This is a genomic window from Shewanella sp. GD04112 (genome assembly GCF_029835735.1).
GTDB lineage: Bacteria > Pseudomonadota > Gammaproteobacteria > Enterobacterales > Shewanellaceae > Shewanella.
Genome location: NZ_JAOEAL010000001.1, coordinates 903,151 through 925,993 on the forward strand (window position 1 = coordinate 903,151; position 22,843 = coordinate 925,993).

The following is a 22,843-nucleotide window of genomic DNA, read 5'->3' on the forward strand; positions in this document are numbered from 1 at the left end:
GCTCAATACGCGAATCAGCAGCGCTCAACGAGTGGTTAATCTTCACTAAATAGTGCAAATGGCTAATAGGAGTCAGACCTTAGCCTTGCTAGCCTACTTTTCTTTTTTTGCAAATTTATAGATGAAAAAATGTACAGGCTCATGCTTTGGTGGTAATTTTTTGTACAAGGGATTCATCTGAGTAGGTTGCAGTATGGTTGATGAGCCGCATTTAACCTTAGAGGAATTAGCTTGTTTTAGAGAGCTATTTTCTCCTAATCGCATAACCCATAACGCCGAGGATGCTCATTCTGAGCCCTTGGTTAACCATGTATTAACGGTCAAAACCGATGTGCCGCAAGCACTGGCTTCGCTATTGGGGAAGGCCAAGTTGACCCTGCTGGCCGAAGTCGGCCCCTATAAACTCTGGTTTCCCCTTGAGATGCGCCTTGATGATTTTGGCCAATTGCAGCCCACCTTAGGTGTTCCCGAAGTGTTCGACGCCACTGGGGCGGAGCGGAGTTGGCGTTTGACTCAGCCAGAAGATGTGTGGATCTTCGACCAAGATCAGGGTGAACAATGGTCTGTGGTATCTTTGTCGAGTTCTGGTATGGCGATTCGTGCTAAGTCCCAGCAGCAGTTTGAGCAGTTGGTCGATAGCCAAGAACTGCAGTTACAGTTACCCGATGGTGAAACCATGCGGGTTAAAATCGAGCCGATTCGCCACGAGCAAGGACTAGCGATTGTCAGGTTTCAAGCCGAAGCCGAAGAGCGAGAAGCCCTGCGTCAGTTCCTCTTTAATCGCCATCGCAGTCAATATCCAAAGCTCTATGCCAGCTTGCGCGGATAAGTGAGCTTGGTGGCACAATTCTGTTAGCTAAACTTAATTCAATTGTAAAAATCCCTTTCTCTATCAGTATCTTTGCCAAACAAGTGGCTTTTCCGAGATCCTAACCTGCCAATCTGCGGAGCTATGGATTAGAATAGCCTTGAATTCAAAAACATCAGAGCGAGCGGTATGCACGTACATATTTTAGGAATTTGTGGAACCTTCATGGGTGGCCTAGCACTCTTGGCTAGGGCAAAAGGGCACAGAGTGACAGGCTCGGATGCCAACGTCTATCCACCGATGAGTACGCAGCTTGAAGAGCAAGGTATTGAACTCATTCAAGGTTTTGATCCACGTCAGTTAGGTGAAGCGGGTAGTTATCCCGATCTCGTGGTGATTGGTAATGCCATGAGCCGAGGCAATCCTTGCGTCGAAGCGGTATTAAACCTTGGGATCCCTTACGCCTCTGGACCACAGTTTTTAGCCGATCATATTCTGCCTGAACGTTGGGTGTTAGCCGTGTCTGGTACCCATGGAAAAACCTCCACTTCAAGCATGCTGGCGTGGATTTTAGAGGATTGTGGTTATCAACCCGGTTTCTTGATTGGCGGCGTGCCGCAAAACTTTGGCGTGTCGGCCCGTTTAGGGGAATCGGCTTTTTTTGTGGTCGAAGCCGATGAATACGACAGCGCCTTCTTCGATAAGCGTTCTAAATTTGTGCATTATCATCCCCGTACGCTGGTGATCAATAACCTCGAATTTGACCATGCCGATATTTTTGCCGATTTAGCGGCGATCCAAAAACAATTCCATCATCTGATCCGTACCGTGCCAGGGCAAGGCAAAGTGATTTGGCCTGCCGATTCTCACGCGGTAAAACAAACCATTGAGATGGGCTGCTGGAGCGAGCAAGAGACCTTCCACACTGCTGAGGTGACTAAGGGTTGGCATGCTAAGGCTTTAAGTGATGATTGCCACGAGTTTGAAGTCTTCTTCGACGGCGAATCCCAAGGTGTGCTCGAATGGGCGCTGATTGGTCAGCACAATATCGAAAACGCGCTAATGGCCATCGCGGCCGCGCGCCATGTCGGGGTTAAACCGAGTGCTGCAATTGCAGCATTAACTCGCTTTGTACCGCCGAAACGTCGTCTGGAGCTGTTGGGCACAGTCCACGGCGTGAGCGTATACGATGATTTTGCCCACCATCCAACGGCGATTGCGACCACCATTAAGGGCATGCGTGCCAAGGTCGGTCAAAGCAAAATCACTATCGTATTAGAGCCACGCTCAAACACGATGAAGAGTGGGGTGCACAAAGACACGCTGGCTCATTCCATGCTGCAAGCGGACGAAGCCTTTTTATATCAAGCCGATACTATCGATTGGAATATGAAAGAGGCGATGGAAGCGGCGGTGATCCCTGTGACTGTCCTACATCAAATTGATGATGTTGTCGCCAAAGTGGCTGCCTCGGCAAAAGCGGGTGACACTATCGTGGTGATGAGTAACGGTGGCTTTGGCGGCTTACATAAGAAACTGTTGGCGGCGCTCGAAGTCAGCCCACAGTTTGTTCAGCAGGCGGACTAATATGGCCTATGCCAAATCTGATAAAGCCATTAGCTTAGCCTGGACTGGTGCCTCGGGCGCGCCCTATGGTTTGAAATTATTAGAATGTTTATTAGCCTCGGGCTATCAAGTGTTTTTAATGATCTCAAGCGCCGCCCGTGTGGTGCTGGCCACTGAGCATGGCTTGCAGCTTAGTGCGAACAGCGATAAAGCCAAGGCACAATTGCTCGAGGTGCTGGCACAGAAGAAGATCACTTTATCTGGCGAGTTAGTGGTATTAGGCAAAGATGAGTGGTTTTCGCCGCCAGCTTCAGGCAGTGCAGCCCCTAAACAAATGGTGATTTGCCCTTGTTCGACGGGGACACTGGCGGCTGTTGCCACCGGCATGAGCAATAATTTGCTCGAACGGGCGGCGGACGTGGTATTAAAAGAGCGCGGTCAGCTGATCTTGGTTCCGCGGGAAACTCCTTTTAATGCCATACACTTAGAGCATATGCTAACCCTGTCGCGCTTAGGGGTTACTATTATGCCGGCGGCGCCGGGCTTTTATCATAATCCCAAATCCGTAGAAGATCTGGTAGACTTCATGGTCGCTCGAATCCTCGATCATTTGGGCGTTGACCATGCATTAACGAGTCGCTGGGGCTATGACAAACACTCCCCCAATGACATCGACAATTGAGACTGATATGAAACACACCACCGAAGTGATGATCTCCGCCGAAGAGATCAGCCAAAAATTGGATCAAATGGCCGAGCAAATCAATGCCCACTATGCCAACAGCGAGCGTTTGCTGATGGTGGGATTGTTAAAAGGTTCAGTCGTATTTATGGCTGATCTGTGCCGCCGTATTAAAGGCCATGTTGAAATCGATTTTATGTCGGTTTCAAGCTATGGCAATGCCATGACCAGCTCACGGGATGTGAAAGTGCTGAAGGATGTGCAATCGGATATCGCGGGCCGCGACGTGCTGATTGTGGAAGACTTAATTGACTCGGGCAACACTTTAAACAAAGTGCGTGAAATGCTGTTATTGCGTGAGCCAAAGAGCTTAGCCCTGTGCACTCTGTTGGATAAACCTGAGCGCCGCGAAGTTGATGTTAAAGTCGACTTTATCGGTTTTACGATCCCAGACGAGTTTATTGTGGGTTACGGCATCGATTATGCTGAGCAATACCGCAACTTGCCTTATATCGCCAAAGTGGTGCCGCTCGAATAAGTCCGATGCGTTATGACTCAAACTCCCGCCTAGGCGGGAGTTTTGTTTTGTGCCGAAAGTTGGCTACGCAAATGTTGTTTGGGGGGCACGTATCCGCGTTTGGTGATCTATTAGTTATTTTTAATAAATTAATCTGTATTGATTCAATCAACTAGAGCCATAATTCGTTTTTATACAGCCTAGCGTGTTGCATTTGCTGTTTTCGACACCATCTTATTGTTTTGTTCATTCTTTCAGGATCAGGAAGCACTATGGCCAATCATGCCCATGCTCTCGTACTCGAGGGGCTAAAAAAAACCTACAAAGGCGGTGTAGAAGCAGTAAAGGGGATTAGCCTTACCGTTGAACAGGGAGACTTTTTTGCTCTACTCGGCCCGAATGGAGCAGGTAAGTCGACCACTATTGGTATTATCAGCTCCTTGGTGCAGAAAACCGCTGGCTCTGTGCAGGTGTTTGATTTTGATATCGATAAGCAGCTCGAGGAAGCCAAGCTGTGCATAGGTTTAGTGCCACAGGAATTTAACTTCAACCAGTTTGAAACGGTACTGCAAATCGTCGTGAATCAGGCGGGGTATTATGGCGTGCCTAAGGCCGTGGCTCTTGAGCGAGCCGAAAAATACTTAAGCCAGCTGGATTTGTGGGATAAGCGCAACAGCCAATCTCGCACACTCTCAGGGGGGATGAAGCGGCGATTAATGATTGCCCGCGCCCTGATGCACGAACCTAAGTTACTGATCTTAGATGAGCCAACGGCGGGGGTCGATATTGAGTTACGCCGCTCAATGTGGGAATTCCTCAAGCAAATCAACCAGCAGGGCGTGACGATCATTCTAACCACTCACTACCTTGAAGAAGCAGAAATGCTCTGTCGCAATATCGGCATTATCGATAAAGGCGTGCTGGTGGAATGCACGAGCATGAAGGCCTTGCTGAGTAAGCTGAATCTCGAAACCTTTATCCTCGACCTACGCCGCGACATCGATGTCGCCCCCATTCTCGAGGGTATGGTGTGCCGTTTAACCGATCCGCATACCTTAGAGGTGGATGTGGCAAAGGATCACAATCTCAATGATGTGTTTACGCAGTTAACCGCCGCTAAGGTAGAGGTTTTGTCGATGCGTAACAAATCCAATCGTTTAGAAGAACTCTTCGTCGAGTTAGTGAAGAAAACCCAAGGAGCTAAGGCATGAAACAGCTGTATTTTATCGCCTTCAAAAGCATATTAACCAAGGAAATCAATCGTTTTACCCGGATTTGGATCCAGACCTTAGTTCCGCCAGCGATCACTATGACCTTGTATTTTTTGATTTTTGGTAACTTGGTCGGTAGCCGCATTGGCGATATGGGGGGCGTATCTTATATGGAGTTTATCGCGCCAGGTTTAATCATGATGTCGGTAATTACTAACTCCTATTCGAATGTGGCGAGCTCTTTCTATAGCGCGAAATTTCAGCGCAATCTCGAGGAGTTAATGGTCGCGCCCGTGCCTCACTATGTGATGATCGCAGGCTATGTGGGGGGCGGTGTCGCTCGGGGTTTATGCGTAGGTTTAATCGTCACGCTAGTCGCCATGTTCTTTGTCGACATCAGCTTGCACCATGTAGGCCTTGTGGTCATGACGGTATTTTTAACCTCAGTGCTGTTCTCCTTAGGGGGACTAATTAATGCGGTATTTGCCAAGAGTTTCGATGATATCAGCATCATCCCGACGTTTGTGCTCACGCCCTTAACCTACCTCGGCGGAGTATTCTATTCACTATCGCTGCTGCCATCCTTTTGGCAAGGCGTTTCGGCACTGAACCCTGTGGTCTATATGATCAACGTCTTCCGTTACGGTTTCTTAGGTTTTGCCGATATCAGCATTCCGCTTTCTATTGGCATCATGGTGGGCTTTTGTGCCGTACTTTGGGGCGTTGCGTATTACCTCATCTCGCGGGGAATAGGCCTGCGTTCATAATCTGGTTCTTGTTGATACCATCAATGTCTAACGTCTTTCAGGACGGGACATTAAATAATAAAAAAGGGAGTCACTTAGACTCCCTTTTGTTTACTTACTTATATGAACAGATTACTTCATACGACGACGCATTGCCGCCAGAGGTAATAACAATGCAGTTAACCAACCCAGTGCACCGCCACCTGAATCAGGCTTGTCTGCGACGGTGAGAGTGAGTTCGCCTGTATTGCTTTGAAGCTTGCCATCGTTAGCTACAACAGTGAAGGTGTACACACCTGCTTTTTTAGGTGTAACAGTTATATTCTCGTTTGTTGAAGTAAAGCTCAGACTTTCTCCTCCAGTTTGTGTCCACACATATGTTAATTTGTCACCATCAACATCGAATGGATTTGGCTTTAGCGTAATGGCTTCTCCAACAGTACCACTATGTGGTTGTGGTGTTACTACAGGGGCATCATTCACATTATTGACAGTAATTGAAACCATTGCTGCAGCACCTGTATTGCCGTCCTCATCTTGAGAGGTATAACTGAGACTATCAGAGCCGAAGTAATCGACCGCAGGCGTATAGTCTATACCTCCAGTCGCATTGACGGTTGCAGTGCCATGTGATGGTGCTTTTACGATACTGATATTGCCTAAGGCACCTTTTGGCATAATCTCAAAAATACGCTGTGCGTTTGCTGTGATGCCATCACCAGTGATAGATGCTCGTGCAACTTTCATATCTGGTTTGTCATCATTAGCTAACACATCAATTGAGACTAAGGTTTCTTCATTTGTTTCAGCTGTATCAGCTTGTCCAGCATTTAGGCTTGTTGCTTTTACATCATAGTTAATGGTGACATTACCAGCCGTCGTTGTTTTCAACGCTAACGAATCACCTGAAGCGATACTGTTTCCAGTACCATTGTAGTGATAAGTTGTTCCAATCGTGCCACCGATATTCTCGGCACCGATAGTCACACTGGCAGGCATATTCGGGATGTCAATATAGTTAAATACGACTTCTTCGATATCACCTGTTTTTATCCAGATGCTAAAGGTGTAGGCAGTACCAGAAGTATCACCATAGAGCTGGCCTTTATTCCATTCAAGTGCAAGCCATTTAGCGCCATCACCGTCAGTGAAGACGCTCGCCGCTAAGTTACCGCCACCCGTATCGCCAGCTGTATTATCCGATAAGTCAAAATCTGACCAGAATGGCGCTAGAATATTGTTAGGGTTGCTGCCGTCAGGTAATTCCTTGTTAGCATAGGTTCCACTCGCGCTGCCACCGCCAACAATTGCCAATCCGTTATCTGAGATAGTTATTTTGTTATAACTTACGCCGTTGTACTTAAAGCTAGGAACAGTAAAGGTGAAGGCCTGTTCATCACAACCATCTGAACAGGCAATTGATTCAACTCCCAAATCAACAATACTTGGGAATCGTTGTGCGCCTTTAACCGTGTTCATTTTAGGTAAATCGAGCTTACCTACCCAAGTCACTGAGCCAAGGTCTTCGTTAATTTGTAATCCATTTTGTGTTGCACCTGTAAGTGTGACTTTTACGTCGTCTTTAGAGGTGAGCTTTGTTCCTACTGGAGCTTGCGCGGTAACAGTGACTGTATTTTCAAATACGGTATTGTTGATAGAAGCTACAACGGGAATAACATCACTTGCATTAATATCTGTTTTAGTTGTGTAGGTTGAAATCAGGTTAGAGTCACTGGATTCTTTAGCTAAAACAGCTAGCGGTAAATGAGCATCTTGTAAACCATCCGCACTGGTAATCATGATATTACCGAAGATCCACTCACCGTATTCCGCAAACGTAGAGTCAACTGTCACTGTAAAGGTGGCAGAAGCTCCAGCGGCTAATTCGAGGGTTGCTGGAGATACTGTAATTCCTGTGCTATCGGAAGAAGCGGATAAATTCCAAGATGTTTTGGTATCTGCTTTATTGTATACAGTGCGTGTGAAAGTACACGGACCAACACAAGAATCTGATGCAATGGATGGTTTATCAAAAGTAAGCACTGCTTTCGCGGCAGCATCTAAATCCATACGTCCAGCCCCCATATCGAATGGTGTGGCAGGCGTAACAGCATCATCATCAAGAATGCCATCAAACTTAGCTGTTGATGTGAGAGCAGTTTTAATATCGTTTGCACTCCAATCTGGATGAAGTTGGCTCATCAATGCCGCAGCTCCTGCAACATGTGGACTTGCCATACTCGTTCCAGAGATCATATCGAAGTCTTCACCGCCATCGTCAGGTGAGAATGCGGATAGGATATTTGTACCGGGAGCCGCAATATCTGGCTTTAAAATATTTTGGTTACCATCAGGACCGCGAGAGCTAGTGCTATTGAGGTTATCAGCAAGCTCAGGAACCATAATACGCTTAGTCTTCGCAACGATTGTGCCTGTGGTTGCAGTTTCGCCCATTGATTCAATTATGGCCAAACCAGCATCCTTAGTTATCATTACTGCTGGGAAATCTTCCCCTGGCATTGACATGATAAGTGGTGCGCCAGCTACGCTGTTATAAACAACAACGGCTTTAGCCCCCGCTGCTTTAGCATTGGTGGCTTTTAAGGTGAAATTACAATCACCTCGAGAGATTAAGGCTATGCCATCTTTAAAAGAATCCGCGGCAAAAGCGTTACAACCATTTGCATTTTCAGCATCTAAATTTTTTGCGGCAATAACATTGCCAGTAATATCTGCGACTAAGTTAGCATCTGAGCTAGGAATAGCTAAGAGATCATCACCACCAGTATTGAAGCTATTAGCAAAATAACGTCCAGTTGTTGTGTTTGCCACTGTGATACCTGACTCTATACAGCCTGGGCATCCGATCGTTTGTGGACCATTACCGTCGTTACCTGCGGCAGTTACAACAACGACCCCTGCTGCTTCTGCGGCTTCAAACATGGTTTTGTAAGGACTGCTAGCTGGATCGCCACCTGGGCCCCCACCCCATGAGTTGTTGATTACGTCAGCGCCATCATTTACTGCGTGCTCTAACGCTTCCATTAGCATAATGTTAGAGCCACTCCCACCAGTACAATCAGCCTTGCTAAAGAGTGCTTTATAGACCATTAAATAGGCTGCAGGTGCAACACCTGATAATTCAACCGGAATCTCTTTAAATGTTGTTGATACTTTATTACCAACAGCTGTGCCCGCAACGTGTGTACCATGGCCGCCATACCCGAGAGGGCTCATATATTCGTTTGGACATACTTGGAATGTTGGTTGTGACCAGCGCGCAACAATTAACTTATTGTTACAGAAAGAAGTGTCTACAGTTGAGCAGTAGTCATCCTTCGGTAAATTACCACTTGGTGCTGTAAAACCTGCATCGGCGAACATTGGGTTCTCTGGACGGATACCACCATCAATGACTGCAACTCGAATACCTTTACCCGCATTCTCCATACCAGAAACAGCATTCCACATTGCTTGAGTATTAATGACTTGGTGAGATGCATCCATACTAATTTCGTACATGCTTTCTGGATAAACAGATTTCACGCCAGGCATTTTCGCCAAAATGTCAGCGGTTAGACCCTGACCAACAACAGTTACACCGTTGAATAAGGTCTGAAATTGACGCTCTACCTTAGCATTAGGAATTGTCTTAGCTAAAGCCGTTGCAAAATTGTCCTGTTCTTTCGCTAAATAATTTGAATAACTTTTCACCTCAGACGACTGAATGTTCAGCCTTTGTCCCTTCTGAGTTGTGGCTGTCGCAGCGTAAGAGCCTATGCCGCCCTTATATTTGGCAAGAGCTGGTGATTCCATTTCAACGATGAATCGCTGCGGAGCAGTTAAATTAGTTCCAGTTAGTTTAGGTTTGCTAAATTGATCATGAGAGGTGATTTCTGGCGAGTAAGTTTCAAAAGTGAACCCACTGTTAGCAACTGCTGCACTTGATAATAGTGCCGCCGAGATAGCGATAGATAGTTTTGTCTTCACAACTTCATTCCTTGTCAATTAATGCTTTTGGTACTGGTAACAGCACCGTGTAGCTGAATTGTTATTGTTATGCTGCGCATTTTATTGCTAGCAATGAAGTTGTAACACAAAAATGTTGTTCGGTTAACACTTTTGGTGGAAAAAAGACTTAAGTCATAATTTTGCGATATAGCATTCTGTTTGAAGGCTTTTTTGTGAGAGCCGTAACTAAGGTTTCACCGCTCTTGTGATAGGGTTTTGCAGGCTGATAAGGGTTTCAGTCGATTGAATTTCGTCGATGGATTGGATGCGGTTAATCAACACGTGTTGCAGGCCATCGATGGATTGGCACATTACTTTGACAAAAATGCTGTAGTTGCCTGTGGTGTAGTAGGCTTCTACCACTTCTTCTAAGGCGTTTAGCTTGGCGATGGCGGCGGGGTAGTCGCCGGCACTTTTGAGATTAATTCCGATAAAACAGCAGACATCGTACCCGAGAGCCTTGGGATTGATGGTGATCTGGGCACCCGTGATAATCCCCGCTTGTTTCATTTTCTCGACACGCACATGGATAGTACCCGCACTCACGCCGAAACGTTTGGCAAGCTCGGCAAACGGGGTGCGTGCATCTTGCATTAAGGCTTCGAGGATATGGTTATCAAGCTGATCGCGCTGAAATGCGGTTTCCATAAATAAACTCTCTATAACATAATGAATTGTCATAAAGTTACGTTCTTTTATGGTGAATGGCTACTGCTTTTAGGTGTTTTTATTGTTTTTAGTGATCATTGCTCACCTTCTGGCTCACAAAAGGGAGCATCGGCACTGAACGTCATGCTCTCTCCCGTGTAAGGGTGTTTAATGGTGAGCTCTGCGGCGTGCAGTAATAATCGCGGTGCTAAGGATTTTGCCAGCGGATCGGCATAAAAGCCGTCGCCGAGGATCGGATGCCCAAGCGCCATCATATGTACCCTGAGTTGGTGTGAGCGCCCTGTAATCGGCTTTAGCTTTACCAAAGTCGAGCGTTTGGCGCGGCTTAACACTTCAAAGTGGGTTAAAGAGGGTTTACCTATTTCGTGGTCAACCTTCTGTTTTGGGCGATTGGGCCAGTCGCAGATCAGCGGATAATCCACGCTACCCGTCGCATTTTTAACGTGTCCAGCGACTCTGGCAAGATAAGTTTTGCTGGTTTCTCTATCGTGAAATTGGCGTTTTAGCTCGCGCTCGGCGCTACGAATGAGCGCAACCACCATGACACCCGAGGTCGCCATGTCGAGGCGATGGACGATTTGGCAATGGGGATGCTCGGCTTTGACTCGGGCATACACACTGTCGTAATGGGCGGGATCGCGACCAGGCACGGACAATAATCCCGAAGGCTTGTTGACCACGATAATATCTTTATCTTGGTAAAGCACATCGAGCCAGGGAGTTGTCGGTGGTTGGTAAATAAAATCAGTCATAATCGCGCCTATTAAACAATGCGCGGCAAAGATACTCTGCTCGGCTCTAGGGCGCAAGTTTGTTGTCTCTCCTCTTTATCTCGCCTCGCGTTAATCCTGCGAAAAATGATTTGCAGATAGAGCTGGATTTGAGTTTTTGTTATACTCGTCACCTTTTTCGTGATTGTTCATTTTGAGCCTGTGAAGTATGAGCCAGCCAGAGATTTACACACCTGAGACACTTTCTCACGTTAATAACCGCTTAGAGTTATTGGCGCCTGCAAAAAATGCCGATTATGGTATTGAAGCCATTCGCCATGGTGCCGACGCGGTTTATATCGGTGGTCCCGCATTCGGAGCGCGTGCGACCGCGGGTAACAGTGTGGAAGATATTGCCCGTCTGTGTTCTTTTGCTCATAAGTATCATGCGCAAGTGTTTGTGGCCATTAACACTATTCTGATGGACGATGAGCTCCAAACCGCTGAAAAGCTGATTTGGGATGTGTATAACGCGGGCGCCGATGCACTGATTGTGCAGGACATGGGCGTATTGCAGCTTAACCTGCCGCCGATTGCGCTGCATGCCAGTACGCAAATGGACAATCGTAATCCCGAGAAAGTCGCCTTCTTAGAGCAAGTAGGTTTTTCACAAGTGGTATTGGCACGCGAGTTAGGTTTAAGCCAAATCCGTGAGGTTGCCGCTCACACCAATATGCAGATTGAGTTCTTTATCCACGGCGCCCTGTGTGTGGCCTACAGTGGATTATGTAACTTAAGTCATGCCTTCAGTAACCGCAGTGCAAACCGCGGTGAATGTTCGCAAATGTGTCGTCTACCGGGCAATCTAAAGACCCGCCAAGGGGATGTGTTGGCGCAAAACGAGCATTTACTCTCATTAAAAGACAATAACCAAACCGATAACCTCGAAGCCTTGATTGATGCCGGTGTACGCTCCTTTAAAATTGAGGGGCGTTTAAAAGACTTAAGTTACGTTAAAAACGTGACTGCCCATTATCGTCAAAAGCTCGATGCCATTATGGCGCGTCGCCCTGAGTTCGTGGCGTCATCCCACGGCCGTACTGAACATACTTTTACTCCGGATCCCGAAAAAACCTTTAACCGTGGCAGCACAGATTACTTTGTGAATGAGCGTAGCCAAGGGATTAAAGACTTCCGCTCGCCAAAATATATCGGTCAAGATGTGGGTAAAGTGGTCGCCATCGGCAAAGACTTTATTCAAGTCAGTTCAACCCACGAATTTAATAACGGCGATGGTTTAGCCTATTTCCCGCCAAACTATGCGATGGCCAAACAGTCCGATGACAAATTGCAGGGACTGCGTGTTAACCGCGCCGAAGGCCATAAGCTGCATGTATTGCAGGTGCCGCGCGATCTGCGTGTTGGTATGACGCTGTATCGTAACCATAACCAAGCCTTCGAAACTTTACTTTCTAAGGAGTCTGCCAAGCGTATTATCGGCGTCGACATGCGTTTAACCGATACCGCTACGGGCGTGGCGTTAACGATGACGGATGTGTACGGCCTGAGTGCGACCGTTGAGCTTGCAGTCGAAAAGACGCCCGCCACCGATGCTGAAAAAACCTTGCAGACTATTCGTACTCAATTGTCGAAACTTGGCAGTACCGATTTTACGGCGCGCCAGATTAGTATCGAAACTGCTCAGCCTTGGTTCCTGCCAGCATCAACGCTCAACGGTCTGCGCCGTGATGCGGTAGCAGCATTAGAACTTGCCCGTGTTGAAGGCTACCAGCGTCCAAAACCTTGGAAATATAACCAAGATGCTGTGTACCCCTTCAAACACTTAAGTTATTTAGGTAACGTGGCAAACGAAAAGGCGAAGGACTTTTATCAGCGCCATGGTGTGATTGAAATTCAGGACACCTACGAGAAAAACGGCGTGACCGAAGATGTGCCGTTAATGATCACTAAGCATTGCCTGAGATTTAACTTCAATCTTTGTCCTAAGGAAGTACCGGGCATTAAAGCCGATCCTATGGTGCTTGAGATTGGTAACGATGTGTTGAAGTTGGTGTTCGACTGTCCAAAATGCGAGATGATGGTCGTTGGTGAAAACCGCCAGGTTCGCGGTCAAAAAGCCGTTTAATTTAGGCTTGAATGGTTATCAAGGGAGCGTTGAGTATTCAATGCTCCCTTTTTGTTTTTAGGGCCGTTGCCGCTCTCTTTGTTGCCACTTGGTTAACTACAGGATATTTTATTGAAAAATTTCAATAATAAAGGATGTCAGCATGGGATTGTTAGATGGGTTACTGGGGAATGCGTCAGAGGTCGATTTACAGGAACTGGCCGAAGAGCTGCGCCCAATTATGGGCATTCAGGAAGAACTAAAACTGGCCTATAAAGTGATCCGCGATCTGTTTGTATTTACCAACAAACGCTTGATCTTAATCGATAAGCAAGGACTGACGGGCAAGAAAACCAGTTATCACTCAGTGCCCTATAAATCCATTACCCATTTTGAAGTGGAAACCACAGGCCATTTCGATATGGATGCCGAGCTTAGGATCTGGATCTCTGGCCAAAGTGATCCTCTGGTTAAAGAACTGAAACGCGGTACCGATGTCGTTGGGATCCAAAAGACCATAGCGACGTTTGCGCTTTAATCCCTTGCTTTAGCGATTGAGTTATCAGCAGGTCGTCGCCGAATTGACTTGCTGATATTCAATCAATTCAAGACTCTATGGTTTGAACCGCTGGACTGTTCTATCGGTTCACCATTCATAGTATAGGTTTCGGATAATTCGAGCCGGCCTTGTTTATCGTATTGATTGTGGATCCCCACCCAAAAGTGTTCTTGCCCCTGAAAAAGTAAGTTGCCTTCTTCGGCGATTTGACGATTCGGATGATAGCGTTTCATGGCATAGAGTTGGCTACCTGGGTCAAATTTTAAATGGTAACTAAGGATTGGCGCCGACGTTTGGTGCTCCTTAGTATCATTAGACTTAGCCATTGCTTCGACAATGTTATTGTCATCGACCATGGTTTTTGCTGCCATAGGCTGTTCCTGCTCGGCAGCATCAAAATAGTGGCGGGTTTCATTGAGCTTACCATCGTCGCTGAGCCAGGCTTCGCGTTGTAACTGGCCTTGCGGTGTAAAACGTTGCCAGTGGCCGACATCCTGATAATCGTTTTCTATCACTTTTACAAAGCCAGACTCGAGCAATTCGCCTTGTTTTGAAAAGGCTTTTGAGCTGAATAGGTTCTCGTCTAGGCGAGTGAGCAGCCAACGGATAGCCCCATCCTCATAGTATTCGATGCGAGTGTCAGGGTGACCCGTCTGATAATATTCCCGTTGATTATCCTCAAGATGATAGCCGCAACGGGTGTTGGAGTGGCTCTCAAAGGATTCGAGAACACCTTGCTTGTTATAGGAAGAGCGTTCCTTGAGGTAACCTTGGCCATCACGGACAACATATTCTGCAATTGTCTTGATGGTACCGTCTTCATAAAACCAGCGGGCCGTGCCATCGCGATTGCCTTGAGTGTGGGGCAAATACATTTGAACTTGTTGGTTTTCATAGTATTCAATAAAGGGCGCGATGGAGAGGTTACGCTGATATTGGCCTTCGGCTGACAATACGCCGCTTTCATAATAACTGCGGAAAAGGCCTTCTCTTAAGCCCTTTTCAAGATAGATCTCAAGGGAGAGTTGACCATTTTCATGGTACCAAGTGGCAAGACCCTGCTCATGGCCATTTTCAAAGGGGATGCATTGTTCAAGCTGTCCGTTCCGATACCATTTCTCGCTGTTACCATGGGCAAGGCCATCAACAAAATTGAATTGGCTTGCCAGCACGCCATTGGGGTGCCATTCCTGACGTAAACCGCAATTTAACCCCTGTGGATTGAGGTGTTCTCGCCAGGCCAGTTGGCCATCTTCGTAATAGGTTTCGAGGCTTTTACCCGAGGCATCGAGATGCACTTCTTGTTTCAGATTGCCGTTGGTATGGTACCAAAGCTCTTTAACCAGCTCTCCCATGTCATAGCTTAATTCGGCCTGCAGCGTGCCATCCTCATAGTACATATACTCAATTCCGTGGATGTGATTTGCCACCATTGGGCGCGTCAGCCACAGATTTCCAGATTCATAATAGCGAGTTAACTGATTGATATAATTATCTTCACTATCCTTTTCGGCGGTTTCTTTTATCTGACCATTGCTATAGTAGCGGGTTAGTAGCATTCCTTCGGAGTGGCGCTCCTCGACTTGATTGATTTTGCCTTCATTGTCATACCAAGTCTGGCGCCCGAGCTGTTGCTCCTCAATAAAATGTCCTTCGAACTGCAATACACCTAAGGCATTGAATTGGCGAGTGATGCCGTTGCGCTCACCAAAGTAATTGCAATCGACAGCCTGAGTGAGGTTGGGGGATTGGGTGACAATTCGCAGTAGATTCTGACCTTGCTCTGTCTCAATCTGATGGAATGTCCGTTGCAGTTTGCCTGTGAGACTGCCGAAGTCCTGCATATCGCCTTGTACTCTGTGCTCGGCATCGACATGAAAACGGCAGATCACTAATTCTTGCGGGTTTACCAGTGCCACTTGCCAGCGGGCTTGGTTCGCATCAGCATCAGCATCAGCATCTTGCTCTAGGCTACAGGTCTTATCCTGACCGAGATAAAAATCTTGCACTGGGCCGTGTATCTCTATGCGGTCAAATTGGTTCTCGTGGAAGGTGCAGGATTCATGCTCTCGTTCCCAACCGAGCAGCTCGATCGTTTGCGGGCTGTCGAAGTAGTGGCGGGTAAACTCTTCGTGGGTGTCTGAATGAGTGGCTTGCGCCGGAGTCGCTTGAATGGCAAGACTAAAATAAGGTTTGAACGTACTGGATGGGAGTGGAGCGGGATTGGGAGAGGTTTGAAGAGGTATGTCTTGGTGGGCGCAGCTATTCTTTTTTGCATTAAATAACTTAGCTTTAAATGCGCGAAACAACGACATAGGTCAACTTCTCCATATCCATATGATACAACGATCTTTTTTGTCATCTCATAAGGCTCTTAGCCCTAAGAGCGCCTATGATAACGGTTTATACTTTGGTTTCTCAATAGATTATCTTGCTCTCGAGCCATGATAAGGATTCAAGATGCTACAAAATTTTTATCAGTCACTCCCCGATGATTTATCACTAGAAGTGTTCGAAACCCTTGCTTGCAATGGCAAGGTGAAGATTGAACGCATTATCTCGCAAGGTCATTCGACGCCGTCGGGGGAGTGGTACGATCAATCTCAATATGAGTGGGTCATGTTGCTTAAAGGCGAGGCACAGCTCGAATTCGAAGATGCTCAGTTAGTTACCCTAAAACCAGGGGATTACCTCACCCTAGCGCCGCATCAAAAGCACAGAGTTGCGTCGACCAGTTCAGAGGATGAAACCCTATGGCTGGCCGTGTTTTACGATGCCGAATGATGCAGAGACGTTATATCTTAGCGGCTATTTGAGTTGCCATTGCCAGCTCGGCGTATTGAGTAAATCCTGCCCCACAATTTGGGTTTGCCCTAGATTTTTATCGAGTGCCAAGGTATTGCAATGCTCAAACTGACTCAAGGCATTAATCAAGCGGTTAGCGTGGGACACGACCCAAAGCTGACACCCCTCGGAAGCCTTGGCGATAAGCCGAGCCAAAGCGGGCAATAGATCGGGGTGCAGGCTGGTTTCGGGTTCGTTTAATACCATTAGCTCGGGTGGTCTTGGGGTAAGTAATGCGGCGATAAGCAGTAAATACCTCAGGGTACCGTCTGAGAGTTCACTGGCATGTAGTGGCCTTAACAAGCCCTGCTGGTGGAATTCGAGTTGGAGTATCCCGCCCGCTTGGGGCGTGATACGCACCTTGGCCCCCGGAAAAGCATCGGTTACCGCATGATCGAATGCCGCTTTATCGCCAATCTCAAAAATAGTTTGTATGGCAGAGGGGAGATCTCGACCGTCATGGTGCAATACGGGAGTGGCTGTCCCGAGCTGCGGACGACGCGCAGCGGCCTCTGCATCGGTTCGAAAATGATCGTAAAAGCGCCAGGCGCGAATGCTGTCCCTTAGCGTTAACACTTCAGGGCTACGCTCCGGATCGGCAAGTTCGGTAAAAATACTGTCACCACTTTGCAGATGAGCGCTCAAGGTGAGCCAACCTTGTCCCTCGGGGCTGCGACTCTTCACCATAGGACCGCGGCGCTCCACTAACACGCTGGCGGAGCGATATTTGGGGCCATTCCAAATCGCCTCGCGTTTGATTTGCGGATCTAAGCCAAATAGGGTGGTGGAGTCCGGTTTGGGGAGACCAAGTTCAATCAGATAACTAAAATCTTCGCCAGCGAACCCAAGTTTTAGACGTTTGGGCGTTTGCCTGACCGTCGCTTCAATTGGCGTATCTCCTGCTAACATGCCCTTGGTGAGATTCTCTGGTCCCGCCCAAAAACAGGAGTCTAAGCCGCCTTCCTGCGCTAACGCATTAACAACGCCACCCTGCGCCGTTTGAGCTAATAGCCGTAAGGCTTTGTATAAATTGGATTTGCCACTGCCGTTAGCGCCAGTCACTAGGTTTAGGCGTCCAAGGGGTAAGACTATCTCCCTCAAGGTACGATAGTTAGAGATGGCTAGGGTGGTCAGCATGACGGTCCATTTACTCGAGTGATTATTCGCAATTCAACCATGACGTTGTTAGTGCGCTTAGATGAGTACCTGATTGAGCACTCTTTGCCAGTTTCCGCCCATAAAGCGGTCGCGATCGGTCGACTTAAAGCGGGCCTTAGCTAACGCATCGTCGATACGGCTCATACGCTCGATATGGTTTAGCTCGGGAATGACCACATGTCTTGGCTCCGCATCAAAACCTAACACTTTTTTAGCCCTTAGGCTGTACCACCATTCCTGATATTCCTTCACGCCCTGGGCATTGTCGTTATTCAGGGCTAACAGATTTTCTTGGCCTCTGAGTGGATAATCATTGGCGATGGCGACACAACCGACCCCGCCGATACGGGCTACATATTCTAACTGGCGGATATAGTCATCAACGGTCGGGACGGCATTATTGGTGAGCCAAAAGCTCATCATAAAGACCCCGAATACGCCGCCTGAGTTGGCAATGGCGCGGATCACCTCATCGGGGCTACAACGGGCATGTTTGACAATACCACGCGCCGCGCCATGGCTTTGGACTATGGGCGCGCGGCTGAGTTTGGCAACATCTAATGCGGTTTGGGCACTTGAGTGGCTGACATCGACTAAGATATTGGCATGATTGAGTTTTTCAATCAGAGCACGGCCATGGGCGGTAAGAGGTTTATTGAGCCCGCCATTGGCATCGTTATCGAGGGCGCCGCCCGCAAAGGTATTGCCGTAATGGTGGGTGAGCTGCAGTGCTCGCAGACCTTGGCGGTGAAACTCATCGACGCGGGCCCATTGATTGGCCTCGCTGTCTTCTTCAACGCAATCCGCACCTTGGATTTGGAAGAAAACCGCAGTGCGATTGCTCTCCCTCGCCAATTGGATATCGCGTCCGGTTAAGCCTTGCAGGAGAATATCAGGATGTTCGCTGACACGTTTCGCGGCTTGCTGGATGCTTTCCATACAGGCTTTGTAAGTGCGTTTGTAGTTTAAGGTGCCGTCGGCTTGTTCAATGGTTTCGATGGCAGAGATATCACATAGAAAGGCATCGAGCCCAGATGCGGGGACATCGGCTAAATCATCGGGCAAAAAGGATAAACCATCGATATATAAGCGCCAAGAGCGCGGCGCAGCAAGGCTGGAGAAACTGGCAAAGGGACAAAGTAGCGTGGCGGCGCCAATCCCTTTTAACAGCGTTCGACGATCTTGATTAACAGCCTTCATGGGCGTGCGCTCTCCTTCAGATGAAGCTAATTTTTACTTCTTTATACCCTGTTAAGGCGTAGAAGTCTTTGATTAAATCCCTCTTTTACCGATTTAACCCGCAGATTGATTTAGGGTTTTACCGCATCAATCATTGCCTTGGCTAAGGCATGTAAGCCATTGGTGCGCGAGGGACTTAATTGGCCCTCAAGCCCTAATTGTTTGAAATAGGTGGAAGGGTCGAAGGCGAGTATCTCGTCGCTCTGTTTGCCGTGACAGGCGCTCAGCAGTAAACCGATTAACCCCTTCACTATGCGTGCATCGCTATCGGCTAGAAAATAATGCTTAGCGTCTCGCTCAATATGGTACAGCCAGGCATCGCTCTCGCAGCCTTTGACTTGGGCGGCCTCAAGGCGAAATTCATCCGCTAAACTCGGTAAGGTTTTACCTAATAACATGATTTGGCGATATCTTTCCTGCCAGTTTGGCGCTTGCTCAAAACGGGCTAACAGGCTTGATGAATCCTCAACGGAGTAATCAAACTCGGTGGCAGCGGGCATGATTGGCAATGTCATGGGGAAAATGTCCTCTTCTTAAGCATGTTGCCTGATGGCGCAATGATATTAACCCTTAGCGAGCGGATTAGAGCAGCAACTCTTTGACTGAGGCTAAGGCGGCAATAAAGCGGTCGATATCGGCTTTATTGGTGTAGATCCCAATCGATGCGCGGCAGCAGCCCTTCAGGTTAAGGCTTTGCATCAAGGGCATGGCGCAGTGATGGCCGCAGCGCACGGCAACGCCTTGTTGGTCTAATAAAATCCCGACATCTTGATGATGTTCATCACCCAGATTAAAGGCAACCGCACCGAGATTATCACTATGGGCAGCATAGAGATGCACATCTCCGAGGGCGCGCAGCTGCTGCTGTAAATACTGCAGTAGTTCTGCCTCATGGGCCTGAACCGCTGGCGTTAAGTGTTGTTGCAAAAAGCGGATAGCGGCGCCTAGGCCGATGACTTCACTGATGGGCGGGGTGCCTGCCTCTAAGCGATTAGGTAAACTGCCAAATTCTGTGCCATCGAAACTCACTCGTTTAATCATCTCGCCGCCCGTTAACAGCGGGGTGAGCGTATCTAACTTATCGAAGCGGCCATAAAGCACACCAATGCCAGTTGGACCATACATCTTATGGCCTGAAAACACATAAAAATCACAATCGATGGCGGCCATATCTAAGTTTAAGTGTGCAACCGCCTGTGCTCCATCGACTAAGGTGAGCGCCCCCTGCGCCTTGGCTTGCTGTACTAACTCGACAACAGGATTCACTGTGCCTAAGGCGTTCGACACATGGCAAAGGGCAACTACCTTTGGCTTGAGGGTGAGCAGTGCTTGATAGGCATGGCGATCGAGCCTGCCATCCTGATCGAGAGGAATAGGTTTAATGATGGCACCCGTGCGTTTTGCCAATTCTTGCCACGGCACTATGTTGGCGTGGTGGGCGGCGGTATCGATCAAAATCAGATCGCCCGCTGCTATCTGTGGCGTTAAGCCATAGGCAACTAGATTGATCGACTCAGTGGTGCCATGGGTGAAGATGATTTCTTCGCGGCGTTTAGCATTAATAAACCCTTGTAAGTCATCGCGAACCTTCTCGTAGCTAGAAGTCGCGCGCGCCGACAATTGGTGCGCCGCGCGGTGCACATTGGCATTGTCGTTCAGGTAATACTGCGCCATGGCATCTAACACGGATTGCGGCTTTTGGCTGGTGGCCGCAGTATCGAGATAACACAGGGGATAATCGCCCAACATTTGCGAGAGGGTAGGAAATTGCGCGCGGATTTGGTTATGGCTATCGGGCAATGCTGTGTCGGTCGAGGCTGAGTGTGTCATCTAGGGCTTTACGCAATAAAAAAGGCTTTGGGATCTTCGGTTATCTCCCTGCCGAATGCAAGTTTTCGCGGGCTAATTTCCCGTTATTGTTGCTGTGGTTACTGAGGTTGAAATACGCCAAAGATGAAGCGATTTAAGCTCTCTCCTTTGTGGTCAAACACCAAAGAAAATGGGAGGTTTTATGCTCAAGTGTTTCTATATAAGTTAGTTTTTTCTTGAGTTTAGCTTCAATTCTTCCGCTCTTGTTGAAAACTGCGACTATCCTAAATAAAGGATGAGCAGCGCTATTCATGGAGAGAGGTTTTATGGGCCGTTTTTTAAAAGATCTCAGCATCAAGCATAAGATGTTTGCCCTCGTTGGGATGATGCTAGTGTTGATGTTGCTGTTATCAGGCTTTAGTTTGCTGAAAATGAAGCGAGTGTCGGACGAAGTCCATGGTATTGCGACCGAGAATATTCCACTCGTTAGGCTGTCTACCGATGTGACGATTCAACAGCTTGAAAGCTCGATTATCCTCGAAAAGGCTTTTCGTGCCTCGGACATTAAAGTCTCTCCCGAACAAAGGTTGATAGATGGTTTTATTGCCGACGTGATAAAGCATAAAGAGTTGATAAATCATGAATTACAATCGACTCAAACCATGCTCAATGATGCGCTGAAATTATCTCAACCCGCTGAGCTGCGCGACAAAACCCTACAATTGAGTCAAGAGATTGCCAACATCATCCAAGGCTTTCGTCACTACGACGCCCAATTAGTGGCTGTGATAGCGGGAATTGAGCAAAAACAGGAGTCTGCCCTGTTAGCGCAGCGAGTTGATGCGCTAGAGAAAACGCAAAAAGAGTTCAATACCGAGTTAAGCCAATTTGCGCTGCAATTGGAGCAAATGACGAAGACAGCGGTATCTGTGACCGAAGAGGAAGAGATTAAGGCCGCCTACGGTATGATGATTATCTCCTCAATTGCGGTCGTTATCGGTTTATTTGTCGGACTGCTTTCTAGTCGTTACATAGTGCAATCCATCACCCAGCTGCGTAATGCGGCCTCCTTAATGCAATCGGGAAATTTTAGCCACGAACTTGCCGTCACCTCAAAGGACGAATTAGGTGAGTTGACCATAAGCATGAATCAAATGGCATTAACCTTAAGCAAAACCGTGGGGCAAGTGGTTGATCGTAGCGAAGAAATCGCTTCGATGGTCACAGAGCTTAATGCGGTGGCCGAAAACAATCGCGAGGCGATACTGAAACAGCAGGACAATACGGATCAGGTCGCCGCCTCTATGACACAAATGGCCGCGACGATTACCGAGGTGGCCTGCAGCGCCGAGACGGCATCCTTTTCGGCGGGACAGGCGGAAAACAGAGCGAAGGAGAGCTGTGGCGTTGTTGAGGCTAGCGAGAAAATCACTCAACAATTGGTCGTTAGCGCTCAACATTCGAGTCAACTTATTCAGCAATTACAGGCCAGTACGGGCAAGATCTTAAACTTTGTGTCGGTAGTGGATGCGATTGCCGGGCAAACGAATCTGTTGGCGTTAAATGCCTCGATTGAGGCGGCGCGGGCGGGCGATCAAGGCCGAGGATTTGCCGTGGTGGCCGATGAGGTGCGAGCATTAGCGACTCGTAGCCAAACGGCAACACAGGAAATCAGTGAGCTTATCCAAACCTTAGTGGTCGATGCTAAATCGGCTGTGAGTTCCTTTGAGGAAAATGAACGTCAAATCAGTGAGTCATCCGTACTGGTTAATCAAATTAAACAGAACTTATTTGAGATATTAGATGCATTGACGCAACTTTCGCAGGCGAACTCGCAGGTAGCGACCGCGAGTGAGGAGCAGGCGGTCACGGCGGAAGATATTAGCGAGCGCATTAATGCGATACGTGATTCGGGGGAGCTCGTTTTAAATAGTGCTTTCGAAACGGCTAAAGCCAGTGAGTCATTATCGCAACAGGCAAATTCGTTGCGGGAGGGGATGCAGCAGTTTAAGGTTCGAATCGTCTAGATTTAAGCGTGTGTGACATCCATAAAAAATGCCCAGCTTATAAAGTTGGGCATTTTTATGGAGCTTAACTCAAGGTATCACATTGCTTAAAACCACGGTTTTGCCATCATATTTAATGTGGTGATAAGTGTGGCAACTTGCTTACTTCACACCATTACCGCG

The 22,843-nt window shown here is 47.8% G+C and carries 18 protein-coding genes; 10 read left to right on the forward strand and 8 right to left on the reverse strand.

The features are described 5' to 3' along the window. The first annotated feature begins 193 nt into the window (after window positions 1-193). The 6 genes from N7386_RS04040 to N7386_RS04065 all read left to right on the forward strand — a co-directional run bounded on the left by N7386_RS04040 (window position 194) and on the right by N7386_RS04065 (window position 5,551). Window positions 194-829 (forward strand): hypothetical protein, encoded by a 636-nt coding sequence (locus N7386_RS04040; RefSeq protein ID WP_279767127.1) that lies wholly within the window; start codon window positions 194-196, stop codon window positions 827-829. Between the two features lie 168 nt (window positions 830-997). Continuing rightward, a complete protein-coding gene (gene mpl / locus N7386_RS04045; protein ID WP_279767128.1) occupies window positions 998-2,395 on the forward strand; it encodes a UDP-N-acetylmuramate:L-alanyl-gamma-D-glutamyl-meso-diaminopimelate ligase in 1,398 nt (465 codons plus the stop codon). 1 nt (window position 2,396) lies between these two features. After that, window positions 2,397-3,056, forward strand: a complete 660-nt coding sequence (locus N7386_RS04050; protein WP_279767129.1) for a UbiX family flavin prenyltransferase — start codon at window positions 2,397-2,399, stop codon at window positions 3,054-3,056. A 7-nt stretch (window positions 3,057-3,063) separates the two neighbouring features. Further along, window positions 3,064-3,594, forward strand: coding sequence for a hypoxanthine phosphoribosyltransferase (gene hpt / locus N7386_RS04055; protein ID WP_011623888.1), 531 nt, complete (start codon window positions 3,064-3,066; stop codon window positions 3,592-3,594). Between the two features lie 251 nt (window positions 3,595-3,845). Continuing rightward, on the forward strand, window positions 3,846-4,784 hold the full coding sequence (locus N7386_RS04060) for an ABC transporter ATP-binding protein (RefSeq protein WP_279767130.1): 939 nt from the start codon (window positions 3,846-3,848) through the stop codon (window positions 4,782-4,784). Then, complete coding sequence (locus N7386_RS04065; protein ID WP_279767131.1) at window positions 4,781-5,551, forward strand: ABC transporter permease; 771 nt, start codon at window positions 4,781-4,783, stop codon at window positions 5,549-5,551. Before N7386_RS04060 ends, N7386_RS04065 begins: the two co-directional genes overlap by 4 nt. 111 nt (window positions 5,552-5,662) lie before the next feature. Here the strand turns inward: N7386_RS04065 and N7386_RS04070 are convergent, their stop codons facing one another. The 3 genes from N7386_RS04070 to rluA form a co-directional block, all read right to left on the reverse strand. Further along, the gene (locus N7386_RS04070) at window positions 5,663-9,520 is read right to left on the reverse strand and encodes a S8 family serine peptidase (RefSeq protein WP_279767134.1); all 3,858 of its coding nucleotides are present in this window, start codon (window positions 9,518-9,520) and stop codon (window positions 5,663-5,665) included. A gap of 207 nt (window positions 9,521-9,727) precedes the next feature. Further along, on the reverse strand, window positions 9,728-10,189 hold the full coding sequence (gene asnC / locus N7386_RS04075; RefSeq protein ID WP_011073571.1) for a transcriptional regulator AsnC: 462 nt from the start codon (window positions 10,187-10,189) through the stop codon (window positions 9,728-9,730). A 95-nt stretch (window positions 10,190-10,284) separates the two neighbouring features. Then, a complete protein-coding gene (gene rluA / locus N7386_RS04080; RefSeq protein WP_249553977.1) occupies window positions 10,285-10,962 on the reverse strand; it encodes a bifunctional tRNA pseudouridine(32) synthase/23S rRNA pseudouridine(746) synthase RluA in 678 nt (225 codons plus the stop codon). 187 nt (window positions 10,963-11,149) lie between these two features. Between rluA and N7386_RS04085 the strand changes: the two genes are divergently transcribed. Further along, entirely contained in the window at window positions 11,150-13,066 is a 1,917-nt protein-coding gene (locus N7386_RS04085) for a U32 family peptidase (protein ID WP_279767135.1), read from the forward strand. Between the two features lie 142 nt (window positions 13,067-13,208). Next, a complete protein-coding gene (locus N7386_RS04090; RefSeq protein WP_011623880.1) occupies window positions 13,209-13,583 on the forward strand; it encodes a PH domain-containing protein in 375 nt (124 codons plus the stop codon). 62 nt (window positions 13,584-13,645) lie between these two features. Here the strand turns inward: N7386_RS04090 and N7386_RS04095 are convergent, their stop codons facing one another. Beyond that, a complete protein-coding gene (locus tag N7386_RS04095; protein ID WP_279767136.1) occupies window positions 13,646-15,919 on the reverse strand; it encodes a hypothetical protein in 2,274 nt (757 codons plus the stop codon). 145 nt (window positions 15,920-16,064) lie between these two features. Between N7386_RS04095 and N7386_RS04100 the strand changes: the two genes are divergently transcribed. Then, window positions 16,065-16,388 carry a cupin domain-containing protein gene (locus N7386_RS04100; RefSeq protein ID WP_011715953.1) on the forward strand — a complete coding sequence of 108 codons (324 nt, stop codon included), beginning with the start codon at window positions 16,065-16,067 and terminating at the stop codon, window positions 16,386-16,388. Window positions 16,389-16,412: 24 nt separating this feature from the next. Here the strand turns inward: N7386_RS04100 and N7386_RS04105 are convergent, their stop codons facing one another. From N7386_RS04105 to N7386_RS04120, 4 genes are all read right to left on the reverse strand, one after another. Beyond that, a complete protein-coding gene (locus tag N7386_RS04105; RefSeq protein ID WP_011715954.1) occupies window positions 16,413-17,585 on the reverse strand; it encodes an AAA family ATPase in 1,173 nt (390 codons plus the stop codon). Window positions 17,586-17,642: 57 nt separating this feature from the next. After that, on the reverse strand, window positions 17,643-18,806 hold the full coding sequence (locus N7386_RS04110) for a membrane dipeptidase (protein WP_279767137.1): 1,164 nt from the start codon (window positions 18,804-18,806) through the stop codon (window positions 17,643-17,645). A 110-nt stretch (window positions 18,807-18,916) separates the two neighbouring features. Continuing rightward, on the reverse strand, window positions 18,917-19,360 hold the full coding sequence (locus tag N7386_RS04115) for a SufE family protein (RefSeq protein ID WP_011715956.1): 444 nt from the start codon (window positions 19,358-19,360) through the stop codon (window positions 18,917-18,919). A 67-nt stretch (window positions 19,361-19,427) separates the two neighbouring features. Then, a complete protein-coding gene (locus tag N7386_RS04120; protein WP_011715957.1) occupies window positions 19,428-20,675 on the reverse strand; it encodes a cysteine desulfurase in 1,248 nt (415 codons plus the stop codon). Window positions 20,676-20,980: 305 nt separating this feature from the next. Between N7386_RS04120 and N7386_RS04125 the strand changes: the two genes are divergently transcribed. Further along, a complete protein-coding gene (locus tag N7386_RS04125; protein WP_011715958.1) occupies window positions 20,981-22,681 on the forward strand; it encodes a methyl-accepting chemotaxis protein in 1,701 nt (566 codons plus the stop codon). The last annotated feature ends 162 nt before the right edge of the window (window positions 22,682-22,843 follow it).